Below are 12,380 nucleotides of genomic sequence, written 5' to 3' on the forward strand. Positions count from 1 at the left end.
TAGGTGCAGATTGTTTCATTCTTTTTAGCCTCTAATCTGAATATTAGTGTGACGATCAAAAAGGAATCTGGAGGGCGCATTATTAGTTCAGCAGTAAAAAAGCGGCCTTGCTTGTCTCGGCAATGGCATCAAGTTGTTGATCAATCAGAGGATCAATTCTTGCCGAACGGCGGGCCTGCCACCAGCGGTAAGCAAAATAGGCACTTCCCCAGGCAAGAAAACCGGGAATAGCTAACATAACCGATAGCAAAATCAATGCGGCCTCCCAGGCAAAAACCGAGCCAGCCATGAATACTGTGCCAACGATGCCGATCAACAGGCTCAGTGAGGTTGCACTTGATTGTTTCGATTTTTCCAAGCGCACAACATGAGCCATTTGTTGTTCAAATTGCTTCTGTAGCCGATTAAGTTCGCTTTTATGGGTAATGGAGCGATCGCGCTTGAACGCTAAAGTGACACCGTGCAGTCCTTCTTTTGACTCCTGTAATTGCCAGCCGAAGTTTGCATAACCGTCTACATAGGTGGCTTGCATACTGGGAGAAACCGTCTGGGTCAAATATTCATAGGCGATAAAACTGTTTTTTTGCATAAAGAGAAACCCTCCATATCTTGTTATAGGCGTTTGCCAAGCTGATTTCGGGTGGCTAACGACTGCTCATGGTTTAAGCATACGGAGGGCGTGTTTTTGAATTATTCATGAAATGTTGCTGAATTGTTAATTTTCACTTTGCGGAAGAGATACGGTGAAGGTAGTACCTTGGTGAGGGTTACTTTGGACACTGATTTTTGCATTAAGCAAGCGAATAACCTGCGCCACAATGGCGAGCCCAAGGCCATTTCCTGCACTTGCATGTGATGTATCGCCTTGGTAAAACTTATCGAAAATATGTGCCTGCGTATTTTCGTCAATTCCCTGACCATCGTCGTGAATATGGACACGTAGCGTGGTATCGTCAGCTTTTGCGCGAATCGACAGGTGACCATGTGGCGGTGCGAATTTAATTGCATTGCCGATTAGATTGTGCCAAACGATCTCGAGGAGTTGGGGATTACTGATAATTGGCAGTGAGTCGGGTAAATCAATTGTTAGATGTAACTGTTTAGCATCAATCGCATTGGCATCATCCAGTAAGCAGCGCGTCAGTTGCGCACTGAGATCGAATTTTTGGTAATCAGGTGCCGTGACTTGGGTTTGTAGTTTGTTAAGCTTTAGAATATTCGTGACAAGCGTTGCTAAATGGGCGACCGAATCACTAATGGTGGTCAAATAAAGTTGCTGTGTTTTCCGGTCAAGCCCTGACTGTTGTAATGCTTGGGCATAACCTTGAATATTTGCCAACGGTCGTTTGAACTCATGTGACACATTGGCAACAAAGTCACTACGTAGGGTTTCGGTGGAGCCCAGTTCGGCGACCATAATATTGAAGTTAGCAAACATCGCGTCTAGGTAGTCGTAATTCTGGGGTGCATGAACCGGTTGTAAATAAACATCAAAGTTACCATTTGCTACTTGTTCAGCGGCATCGCTCAAAGCTTTAAGTGGCTTGTCAAAAGCGCGGTATTTCTGCCAGGCGGTGAATGCGGAGAAGCCGGCAGCGACCAATGCCCAGTAAAGCAGATACCAGCCTAATAACGGCGTCAACACTAGATGCCAATTATTACCATAAAGTATTCCCGGTAAGGCTGCTAGAATGCTCAAGGTAAAGAAGGAGCCAAAGAATTGAAACCATGAAAAGTGTTGCTTTACTTGTGGTTGAACGGCTTGCTCATTTACTGATTTCATAAGGTTAACACCGCCTTGTAACCTAATCCATGAATGGTCTTGATCGTAAAGCCATCTGCTGCTTTGAATTTCTCGCGTAGTTTTGTAATGTATACATCTACCGCGCGCATGCTGGTATCACTGGCAAGGTCCCAGAACTCGTTGATAAGTTCAGCTCGGGAAAAAGCGTGATCAGGATATGAAAGCAATTTATAAAGGATCTGGAATTCCCGAACTGTGACATCAACCGTTTGATGATTGACTTGTGCAGTAATCGCCTCGTTGTTGAGAGTGAGATTGCCAACGATCAACAAGTTGTCGGCCGTAATTTTTGCGCGGCGTAACAAAGCTTTGATTCGTAATAGCAATTCATTGAAGTTTATCGGCTTAACCATATAATCATCAATGCCGCTATTAAAACCCTTTTCTTTGGACGCAATATCATCTCGCGCCGTTATGAAGAGGATGGGGATGCTTGGATCGGTTCGGCGCAGTTCTTGTGCAAATTGATAACCGTCTACCTGAGGCATCATGATGTCTGATAAGACGAGATCGAATTGTTCGGATTGCAGTAAATCATAGGCTGCCGGTGGATTTTCGGCACCTTGAACAGTGTAACCATTCTGCCGTAAGATGGTTGCAATCAGGTCGTTAAAGTTGCGGTCATCTTCAACCACTAGGATTTTGACCAAAGTAAGTCTCTCCTTTTTGGTACGTGTAAGTCGGGTTTTACGCTGCGGGTCGATGGGTCGTTGTTTGCTGAACAGTATACTGATCCCAGACATATTTGTCATGGCTTAGCGATTAGGTGGATAGGCTGGCATCACTGATAGCAACGAGATTCGCGATAATATTTTTTCTGAGTGGGCGATTTTTTAATGGAAAGGATTTTTCTATGCAATATACATGGCTAAACATGCCTGAGCACAATTACTTGATTGTGGTTGATCAAGGTAAGCTTGCTTTTGTCGGATCGCCGGATGCCAAACTAAGCGAAGCAACGCGTTATATCAAAGGGCCACTGGTATTTGATCGCGAGGAGATGTTGCCTTTTCGCAATGCAATTTATGATTATTTAAGCGGTGACAGTCGGGAGATCGCGGTGCCGTTAGTCTTTCATGGCACAAAACTGCAAGTGGCGGTATGGCGTTATTTGATGACAATTCCATATGGTGAAACCCGAACTTACAAACAAGTTGCCGCAGCAGTTGATCGGCCACGTGCTTTTCAGGCAATCGGCAATGCTGTCGGGCGGAATCCATTAATGATGGCGATTCCCTGTCACCGCGTATTACGCACAGATGGCGGACTAGGCGGGTTTCGCGGTGGCTTAACGTTGAAACGCAAATTGTTAGCTTTGGAACAAGGGCAGCATCCAACCTTTTAATCAGTAGTAAGTTTTTCAAAAGGTAGCGGTTAAACGTTCTATTTTACGAGCATAATCTTGTATACTGATGAATGGACAAATCGAAATCAAGGAGATATTGAGAATATGAAGATTATTGCATATGGTGCACGCGTGGATGAGATCCAATATTTCAAGCAGTGGGCTAAGGAAACCGGCAACACGCTGGAATATCATACGGAATTTCTTGATGAGCATACTGTTGAATGGGCAAAAGGCTTTGACGGCATTAACTCACTACAAACGACGCCATACGCAGCTGGTGTGTTTGAAAAAATGCACGAATATGGCATCAAGTTTCTCACCATCCGCAATGTCGGAACCGACAATATCGATATGGCGGCGATGAATAAATATGGCATTCGCTTAAGTAATGTTCCCGCATATTCACCGGCTGCCATTGCTGAATTTGCGTTAACCGATACGTTATATCTACTTCGCAACATGGGAAAGGTTCAAGCACAGCTACAGGCAGGCGACTACGAAAAAGCCGGCACCTTCATCGGTAAAGAACTTGGTCAGCAAACAGTCGGCGTGATGGGTACCGGGCACATTGGTCGCGTTGCTATCAAGCTCTTCAAAGGTTTTGGTGCCAAAGTGATTGCTTACGATCCATATCCGATGAAAGGCGATCATCCGGACTTTGAATATGTCAGCCTGGAAGAACTATTCAAACAAAGTGACATCATTGATCTTCACGTTCCGGGCATTAAACAAAATACCCACATTATCAACGAGGCAGCGTTTGATCTTATGAAGCCAGGCGTGATTGTGGTTAACACCGCGCGGCCGAATCTGATTGATACCCAGGCGATGCTCAGCAATCTGAAGTCCGGTAAACTGGCTGGCGTCGGGATCGATACGTACGAATATGAAACCGAAGATCTGTTGAACCTCGCCAAACACGGTAGCTTCAAGGATCCGTTATGGGATGAACTGCTCGCTATGCCAAATGTTGTCCTCAGCCCGCATATTGCGTACTACACAGAAACCGCCGTGCACAACATGGTTTACTTCTCACTGCAGAATTTAGTCGACTTTTTGACAAAGGGAAAGACGAATACTGAAGTGACAGCACCGGCGAAATAATTTAAGCTGCAAAAATAAGCAGCAGGCGCTCTGTTTTTCGGGGCGCTTTTTTGTGTGCAAAAATTCATTCTATGACTAACTCGTCCTAAATTTACGTAGAATCTTAGCATGGTGCTACGAGGGGAAAATCAATTTATAAAGAAACCGTTTACAACATCTAGATAATCTGCTAATATAAAGTCGTTCGAATGAATAGTCGTTCGAATGAATATTTAATCTGACGCGCGTCTACAGTTGGAATGTAACCCTTTATTCGAAATGCAAAGTGAGGTAATTTTTTATGGCTAAGAAGACAATCATGCTTGTATGTGCTGCTGGTATGTCAACCAGTATGTTAGTTAAAAAGATGGAGGATGCGGCTGCCAAAGAAGGTGTTGATGCAAAAATTTTCGCAACATCAACTGCTGATGCCCACGACAAATTAGATTCCGAAAATCCGGATGTGTTAATGCTCGGTCCACAAGTGCGGTATTTAGAGAGCGACTTCAAGAAGGATCTGAGTATTCCGGTCGAAGTTATTAACATGCAGGATTACGGGTTGATGAAGGGTGATAAAGTCCTTAAAGCGGCGCTCGATTTAATCGACAAAAAGTAGGAGGCTCTCATGGACGAAAAACAACAGTTGATGGTGATGCAACTGATCATGGCTGGCGGTAATGCAAAGGGATCGGCATTTGAGGCAATTAAAGCCGCAAAAGTTGGTGACTTTAAGACAGCGGACACCAAACTAAAAGAAGCAGACAAATTCTTGGCCGATGCGCACAATGCACAAACCGGGATGTTGACAGATGAGGCACAAGGCCATCATCAACCCGTTTCGTTACTAATGGTACACGGGCAAGACCATGTGATGAATGCCATCACTTTTCGCGATTTGGCAGGCGAAGTCGTTGATCTTTACCGGAAGATTTCACAGGAGTCGAATTAATTAAGGGAGTGTGAAGGTCGTGCCAAAACCGAGCGAGTCGAAGTATGACAAAGGCCGCCAAGAGCTGAGTCTAACCAGTATGTTTTTTAATCGCTATCTATTGATTCGATATACGACCGCGGCTTTCTTTTTTGCTAATTTATACTGGTTCTTTTTGAGCTTTAGTGCTGTAGGACTTGCAAAGTGGTGGCCTTTCACTTTGATCCTCACGACCGCAGCGATTGCAGTTGAACAAGTTAGTAAATACTGGCGCCGGGATAATAAGCTACCGGTAACTAAAGTCGGATATGCAGGACAACTTCTGAGTAACTTTTTGGCACTGGTTGTCATTGTGACCGGTCATGGGGCAAGCATTTTCCCGTTTTTCGGGCAAAAAGGAATTTCGCTGATCACCACAGTTTTATTAATTGGTCTGGGTATTTGTTTTTATATTTTGGCTCGGGTTCATTTAATCGAAACAAATCGTGATCGCTATTTAAAGCGAATACGTCAATTTGCCCAAAGTCTTCAATAAGTTGAAACGAGGAGATTAAATTATGGATTCGAGTAATAACAAACTATTTAAGTTTATGAACGCTCACCTGATGGGGCCAATGGGGAAGCTGGCCTCGTTTAGAATTGTGCGTGGCGTGATGGCAGCAGGGATGGCATCCATTCCGTTTACGATTGTCGGTTCTATGTTCTTGATTATTAATGTGTTACCACAGAGTTTTCCAATATTGACAGGGCTGTGGAAGAACTCATTTGACAAGATTTCAAACCTCTACATGTTAGCAAACGGCGCAACGATGGGAATCTTGTCCCTTTATTTTTGTTTAGTATTTGGCTATGAGTATACGCGGATTCAAGCACAGGAAGAGAAGATTGATGTGAATCCGCTTAATGGCGCTCTGCTTTCGATGATGGCATTCTTCATGTGCGTTCCGGAATTGGTCTTCAAGGGTGGGACGGCAACTTTAATCACCGAGATAACTAAGGACAGCAAGATTATTGACGGATATGCGATTGCCGGTGGCGTCACACGTCTAGGAACTACTGGCATCTTTACGGCCATCATCATGTCCATTATTGCGGTAAAACTATACGCATGGTTTGTTAAGAAGAATATTGTTGTCAAGATGCCAGACACCGTACCAGCAGGAGTTTCTCGATCATTTACGGCATTGATTCCAACTGCAGCAATTGCACTAACTGTCATTGTAATCAACGGTATCTTGATGATCTTCAATACCGATATTTACAAAATTGTGGCGATCCCATTTGGCTTTGTGACTAATCTGACGAGCACGTGGCTAGGATTACTTGTTGTGTACTTTATCATGCATGCTTTATGGATTGTCGGCATTCACGGGGCAACGATTGTGACCTCTTTCTTAACGCCGATTGTACTTTCCAACATGCAACTGAATCAAAAGGGCGCCAATATTCCATTTGCTGGTGAATTCAATAACTGTTTTGTCACAATTGGTGGTTCCGGTGCCACATTAGGCATGGTTATCTTCATTGCATTCTTTGCAAAATCTGCTCAGCTTGGTGCTTTGGGTAAAGCTTCTATCGTACCTGCTTTCTTTAATATTAATGAACCGATTTTGTTCGGGATGCCGGTTGTTTACAACCCATACACCGCCATCCCATTCTTCTTAGCACCAATGGCTTCGATGACCATTGCATATTTTGCCATTGACTTACACATGGTAAAACCGATGATTGCACAGCCCGCATGGCCAACACCACTTGGTTTGTCTGGTTTTATTGGCACGGCGGGAGACTGGCGGGCAATCGTTCTAGCCTTTGTTTGCGCATTCGTTGCCTTCTTGATCTGGTTCCCATTTATTAAGTTTTACGATGGCAAGCTGTATCAAGATGAGCAAACCAAAGGCGCACAAGAAGCGGCTGCCTAAGGTTTTGTTAACGGTGATTTAGATGATTTAAAAGGAGGAAAAAAGTTGTCAGCATTTCCTAAAGATTTTTTATGGGGCGGCGCTGTTGCTGCTCATCAATTTGAAGGTGGATGGTCAGCTGATGGAAAAGGAATCAGCATTGCCGATGTTATGACCGCCGGAGATAATCAAACCAAACGTCGAATTACAGATGGCGTTCAACCGGGTGAAAACTATCCGAACCACGATGCCATTGATTTTTATCACCGCTATAAGGATGATGTCGAGCTTTTCTCGGAGCTGGGGCTTAAGTGTTTCCGGACGAGTATTGCCTGGAGTCGGATTTTTCCTAAAGGCGATGAGGAACAACCGAATGAGAAAGGCTTGCAATTTTACGATGATTTATTTGATGATTTGCTTGCCCATCATATTGAGCCTGTGATTACGTTGTCGCATTTTGAAATGCCTTATCATTTGGTTCAGGCTTATGGTGGCTGGCGTAATCGTAAACTTATCGGCTTTTTTGTTAAATTCGCTAAGGTTGTCTTTGACCGGTATAAAGATAAAGTTAAATATTGGATGACCTTTAATGAAATCAATAATCAAGTTGGGATGCTTAATGAATGGTCGTTATTTACAAATTCAGGATTGATCATTCATCCGGGCGAAAACAAAGAGCAAGCTATGTTTCAAGCGGCTCATTATGAGGCAGTAGCCAGCGCACTAGCTGTCCAAATCGGGCACACGATCAACTCCGACTTTAAGATTGGCTGCATGGTTGCAATGGGGCCGGTTTATCCCGCGACTCCTAATCCCAACGATGTTTTTAAAGCTGAACGAATGATGCAGACAAATTATTATCTTGCGGATGTTCAGGTGAAAGGACACTATCCGGCCTTTTTAGAACACTATTTTGCTCGACGCCAATTTAATTTGGACATCACATTAGAAGATCGCGATGTCCTACTGGCCGGAAAGGTTGATTACATTGGATTTTCATATTATGCGTCCCATGTTATTAAAGCCGCTGATGAAGAACCGACTGATTTCATAACATTGGGTTCCAATCAGGAGATTAAAAATACGACATTACACCGCTCAGATTGGGGCTGGGAAATTGATCCGGTTGGCCTTCGTTATGCACTTAACTGGTTCAGTGATCGCTATGATGTACCGTTATTCATCGTGGAAAATGGTCTGGGCGCGTTTGATAAAGTTGAAGAAAACGGCAGTATCCATGATGACTATCGCATTGACTATTTACGCCAGCATATTGAACAGATGAAGTTGGCTGTTGAAGTTGATGGGGTCAAGCTTATGGGATATACACCTTGGGGCATTATTGATCTTGTGTCTGCCGGAACCGGCCAGATGGAGAAACGATATGGCGTCATTTACGTTGATAAAGACGATCAGGGAAAAGGAACACTTGCCAGAAGTAAGAAGGATTCTTTTGACTGGTTCCATAAGGTCATCCAAAGCAATGGTGAGGATCTCACCTGAACTTGCCTAGATAAACAGTGATACTGATCCACGTTTAAGCTAAAAAAGAAGCCCAAGAGAATTTTTTTACTCTTGCGGCTTTTTTATTGCTACTTTGAGGTGATCGTCTTTTAATATGACATGCCACTAAATGGATTGACTAGTTCATCTATTGAAATGGGGTTATAATTCAGGCTAAGACTTTACGAACGAGTATGAGTGACGAATATAGAGGAGTGGAGAAGTTGTCACAACGGGAAAGCAGTTATAGCACAAAAGAACTTGTGAATCAGCTGCTGAAAGATATTCAACAAGGCGTGATCCAAGGCGCAGATGGGCAACTTCCAACTGAGCCGGAGTTGATGAAACAGTATCAGGTTACGCGATATACGTTACGGCAAGCATTGAAGAATCTTGCCAACCTAGGTTATATCTATCAAGCTCATGGCAGTGGTACTTTTGCACGCCCGCACCATGTAGAAGGCGCAATTTCGCTTCAAAATAATGTTGGACTGACGGCAGAAATGGCAAGGCAAGGCAAAATTGTTAAGACAACCGGCATTAGTCAGCGAATTGTGCCATTATCAAAGGCAGCTTTTGTACCTGAGAGCCAGAAGTTGGCGCAAGATACTGAACTCATTTCAGTTATTCGCCAACGAACATTGGACGACGAGCCTTTTTTAGTGGAACATTCTTATTACTTGAAATCAATGGTAGGCGAAATTCCGGATAGCGCACTAAAAGGTTCGTTATTTGCTTTTATCGATCAAAAGCCAGGACTAAAAGTAGGTTTCATTGATTCTGTCATTGAATGTGAAATGATAACCGGCACACCGGCGCGGTTTTTTAACCTAGCAGATGGCAGTCCGAGTTTAGTGGTTCGTGATGATTCGTATCTTAGCTCCGGAAAATTATTTGCGTTTTCAAAAATATTTTATGATTTCCGAAAAACTAAATTCTTTATGCTTAAGAAGATGCACTAGTTTTTATATAACATCGAAAGTTAAAAACGAGACGCGCTCAAATTGACGAGGCGTCTCGTTTTGATGTTTACTTTAAAAAATCGAGTTACCCAGCAGTGCCATAACATAAGTGAATAATGCCGCAGCGTTGACCAGCATAGATACTACAATGATCGTGAAGCGGACCGTGTACGGCCGCGTTCCGGTTGACGCATTAAAAAACCGGGAGTGTCGCTGACCGCGATAAGCAAAAGTAAAACCGATTAAAAGAACAACAATGACACTCTCCACAATCGCAAGCAGTAAGAAGATCGGTGGGTTTGGGTTGGCGGTCACGAGAAAATAACTACCAAATGCAATCAAATCAAGGAGCAAAGAAATCAGAACCATTAGCATACCTCCGTTGTCAATGGTGAGTGGCGTCGGTAAGTATCATTATTCGGGAAAGAAGAGCGTCAAGCAAGTAAAAGCGCCGGGAATAGCCTGAACAAAGTAAATTTTCTTACTCATCGTTGCACCGCCGTATAAACCGACAATGGCCACAAAGCCGGTTAGTAAACGAAGCGTGATCAGTTGATTCGGGCCATTTAACAGCAAAAGACTTAGTAGCATGACAACGGCCAGCGCACCATTGTAAATGCCCTGATTCTTCAACAGCATTTGTGCATGCGGTTGTTTAACAAAGTCAAGCGGTAATGCCAGATTTTGCGCCTGACTCGTTGGTTTGCCGAACATTTCTAAAGCCATGATGGTGAGATGCAGCAGACTGAGCAAGCCAACAAGCAGGAAACTGATACGTGACATCGGGAAAATCCTTTCTTGGGATCTATTAGCTCAGATCGACATTAAATAAACGGTCGAAATTGTGCTAGTGCAAAGCCGACAACCGTGACGAGCACGAACGCTGCAATGGCACTCCAGATGATGATTTTACTCAGATGCTGCTGCTTTTTGTCGGCAAACGCCATTTCGAGCAAACCGATCAAGCCAATGGCAATCAGAATCTTGATGACCGTTAACATGGGATTGCGGTTGAAAGCAAACCGCATTAAGACCACGCCGCTGATGATGGAGACGAGGTAACAAACCCGCGCAATCATCGTCCACATGACAAATTGACGAGTACGACTAAAAAGCGCAATGCCGGCAGCAACTGCCAAGACGGCCCATGAAATCAGATGTAACCACAGCCACATAAAAATACCCCCTTTTTCTGAAATCAAAAGTACTAGTCCCACTATACCGCTTTCCGAAAAGACGTGCGATAGCCAGTGAAAATTAGTAAAACACGAACATTAAACACAACTATTTGAAAAATAAACGTATTTTCTATTGCAAGTTGCGACATTCTTCGGTAAACTTTTCATATTCAAGTTAGGGGAGCGTGTCATGGAAAACTTTTTTCATTTAAAGCAGAATAAGACCACGCCGATGACAGAAGTCATGGCGGGGCTTACAACATTTTTTGCAATGTCATATATTTTATTCGTTAACCCGCAAGTTTTGTCACAAACCGGCATGCCGGCTCAGGCGGTGTTCTTGGCAACGATCATTGCCAGTGCGGTTGGTACTTTGGTTATGGGGTTGTTTGCTAACGTGCCGTACGCTTTGGCACCGGGCATGGGCCTCAATGCTTTCTTCACTTACACGGTTGTCTTCGCGCTTGGTTTTAGCTGGCAAGAGGCGTTGGCACTGGTGTTCATCTGTGGTGTCATTAACATTTTGATTACGGTCACCAAGATTCGAAAATTGATCATCGTTGCGATTCCGGAAGCCATTCAACACGCGATTGGCGGCGGGATCGGTGTTTTCGTTGCTTATATCGGGATCAAGAACGCTGGCTTTTTACAGTTTACGTCCGAAGCATCTAGCATTAATACCATCAACGGCCAGCCGCTTAAGGAAGGTGCATTGACCCTCAAGCACGGGATTGAATCCGTGGTTTCAAACGGCGGCATTGTTCCGGCGCTGGTTAACTTCACCCAAGCCGGTGCCGTGTTAGCCTTGATCGGTTTGGTCATCATGGTGATCTTGAACGTTAAAAAGGTGCCTGGTGCTATTTTGATCGGGATCTTATTAACCACGATTATCGGGATTCCGATGGGCGTGACAGATTTACATCTCAGTGCCGCCAACTCGTTTGGAAGCACATTTGCCTCACTACAGACAACTTTTGGCGCTGCTTTTTCTGCTAAAGGGATGGGGTCATTGTTCGCCAATCCAGATAAAATCGTCCTTTCAATCATGACGATTTTTGCCTTTAGTTTCTCGGATATTTTTGACACGTTGGGCACCTTTATCGGAACCGGCCGACGCACGGGTATTTTCTCGGACGCTGACGAACAGGCGTTGGAACAAGGATCAGGTTTCTCATCCAAAATGGATCGGGCGTTGTTTGCTGATTCCATCGCGACCGGGGTTGGTTCTATCTTTGGTACCAGTAACGTCACCACTTATGTTGAAAGTGCCGCTGGGATCGGTGCTGGTGGCCGAACCGGTTTGACTTCCGTTGTCGTTGCCGGTATGTTCCTGCTCAGTTCAGTCTTTGCGCCATTCATCGCCATTGTGCCGACCCAAGCACTGGCACCAGCTTTGATCTTAGTTGGTATCATGATGATGAGCACCTTTAAGGAAATTGAATGGGATGACTTGTCCCAAGCGATCCCGGCCTTCATGGCATCAATTGTGATGGGCTTTGTTTACAACATCTCATATGGGATCGCCGCGGGCTTCATCTTCTACTGCCTGATCAAGCTGATCACGGGCAAGGTGAAGGAAATCCATCCGGTCTTAGCCATTGTGACAATTGGCTTCATCTTGAACTTTGTCATCTTGGCATCACTTTAATCCAAAGCTTAAATAGACTTTTAAA

The 12,380-nt window shown here is 44.2% G+C and carries 15 protein-coding genes; 9 read left to right on the forward strand and 6 right to left on the reverse strand.

Annotated elements, in window-relative coordinates; all coding sequences use genetic code 11:
* Positions 1-82 precede the first annotated feature (82 nt).
* The 3 genes from ACWP87_RS11670 to ACWP87_RS11680 all read right to left on the reverse strand — a co-directional run bounded on the left by ACWP87_RS11670 (position 83) and on the right by ACWP87_RS11680 (position 2,454).
* Entirely contained in the window at positions 83-589 is a 507-nt protein-coding gene (locus tag ACWP87_RS11670; RefSeq protein ID WP_005687405.1) for a hypothetical protein, read from the reverse strand.
* Between the two features lie 126 nt (positions 590-715).
* Positions 716-1,783, reverse strand: coding sequence for a HAMP domain-containing sensor histidine kinase (locus ACWP87_RS11675; RefSeq protein WP_005687406.1), 1,068 nt, complete (start codon positions 1,781-1,783; stop codon positions 716-718).
* A complete protein-coding gene (locus tag ACWP87_RS11680; protein WP_005687407.1) occupies positions 1,780-2,454 on the reverse strand; it encodes a response regulator transcription factor in 675 nt (224 codons plus the stop codon). Before ACWP87_RS11680 ends, ACWP87_RS11675 begins: the two co-directional genes overlap by 4 nt.
* 203 nt (positions 2,455-2,657) lie before the next feature.
* On the opposite strand from ACWP87_RS11680, the gene ACWP87_RS11685 reads away from it, so the two are divergent.
* The 8 genes from ACWP87_RS11685 (at position 2,658) to ACWP87_RS11720 (ending at position 9,529) form a co-directional block, all read left to right on the forward strand.
* Entirely contained in the window at positions 2,658-3,149 is a 492-nt protein-coding gene (locus ACWP87_RS11685) for a methylated-DNA--[protein]-cysteine S-methyltransferase (RefSeq protein ID WP_005687408.1), read from the forward strand.
* A 105-nt stretch (positions 3,150-3,254) separates the two neighbouring features.
* Positions 3,255-4,256 (forward strand): D-2-hydroxyisocaproate dehydrogenase, encoded by a 1,002-nt coding sequence (locus tag ACWP87_RS11690; protein ID WP_005687409.1) that lies wholly within the window; start codon positions 3,255-3,257, stop codon positions 4,254-4,256.
* A 280-nt stretch (positions 4,257-4,536) separates the two neighbouring features.
* Positions 4,537-4,851 carry a PTS sugar transporter subunit IIB gene (locus ACWP87_RS11695; protein ID WP_005687410.1) on the forward strand — a complete coding sequence of 105 codons (315 nt, stop codon included), beginning with the start codon at positions 4,537-4,539 and terminating at the stop codon, positions 4,849-4,851.
* A gap of 9 nt (positions 4,852-4,860) precedes the next feature.
* The gene (locus ACWP87_RS11700) at positions 4,861-5,184 is read left to right on the forward strand and encodes a PTS lactose/cellobiose transporter subunit IIA (protein WP_005687411.1); all 324 of its coding nucleotides are present in this window, start codon (positions 4,861-4,863) and stop codon (positions 5,182-5,184) included.
* A gap of 79 nt (positions 5,185-5,263) precedes the next feature.
* Complete coding sequence (locus tag ACWP87_RS11705; protein ID WP_154241403.1) at positions 5,264-5,698, forward strand: PTS cellobiose transporter subunit IIC; 435 nt, start codon at positions 5,264-5,266, stop codon at positions 5,696-5,698.
* 22 nt (positions 5,699-5,720) lie between these two features.
* On the forward strand, positions 5,721-7,085 hold the full coding sequence (gene celB / locus ACWP87_RS11710) for a PTS cellobiose transporter subunit IIC (RefSeq protein WP_005687413.1): 1,365 nt from the start codon (positions 5,721-5,723) through the stop codon (positions 7,083-7,085).
* Positions 7,086-7,130: 45 nt separating this feature from the next.
* Complete coding sequence (locus tag ACWP87_RS11715; RefSeq protein ID WP_005687414.1) at positions 7,131-8,567, forward strand: 6-phospho-beta-glucosidase; 1,437 nt, start codon at positions 7,131-7,133, stop codon at positions 8,565-8,567.
* 224 nt (positions 8,568-8,791) lie between these two features.
* Positions 8,792-9,529 (forward strand): GntR family transcriptional regulator, encoded by a 738-nt coding sequence (locus tag ACWP87_RS11720; RefSeq protein WP_005687415.1) that lies wholly within the window; start codon positions 8,792-8,794, stop codon positions 9,527-9,529.
* Positions 9,530-9,601: 72 nt separating this feature from the next.
* Here ACWP87_RS11720 and ACWP87_RS11725 read toward each other — a convergent pair whose 3' ends face one another.
* Genes ACWP87_RS11725 through ACWP87_RS11735 form a run of 3 tightly spaced genes read right to left on the reverse strand, consistent with a single transcriptional unit; the run spans position 9,602 to position 10,704 of the window.
* Positions 9,602-9,898, reverse strand: a complete 297-nt coding sequence (locus ACWP87_RS11725) for a hypothetical protein (RefSeq protein WP_005687416.1) — start codon at positions 9,896-9,898, stop codon at positions 9,602-9,604.
* Between the two features lie 45 nt (positions 9,899-9,943).
* A complete protein-coding gene (locus ACWP87_RS11730) occupies positions 9,944-10,312 on the reverse strand; it encodes a DUF1304 domain-containing protein (RefSeq protein WP_005687417.1) in 369 nt (122 codons plus the stop codon).
* A gap of 41 nt (positions 10,313-10,353) precedes the next feature.
* A complete protein-coding gene (locus ACWP87_RS11735) occupies positions 10,354-10,704 on the reverse strand; it encodes a YisL family protein (protein ID WP_005687418.1) in 351 nt (116 codons plus the stop codon).
* A gap of 193 nt (positions 10,705-10,897) precedes the next feature.
* Between ACWP87_RS11735 and ACWP87_RS11740 the strand changes: the two genes are divergently transcribed.
* Positions 10,898-12,355: an NCS2 family permease gene (locus ACWP87_RS11740; protein ID WP_005687419.1), complete on the forward strand. Its 1,458-nt coding sequence runs from the start codon at positions 10,898-10,900 to the stop codon at positions 12,353-12,355.
* The last annotated feature ends 25 nt before the right edge of the window (positions 12,356-12,380 follow it).

The sequence above is a fragment of the Lacticaseibacillus sp. 22 genome (assembly GCF_055413445.1).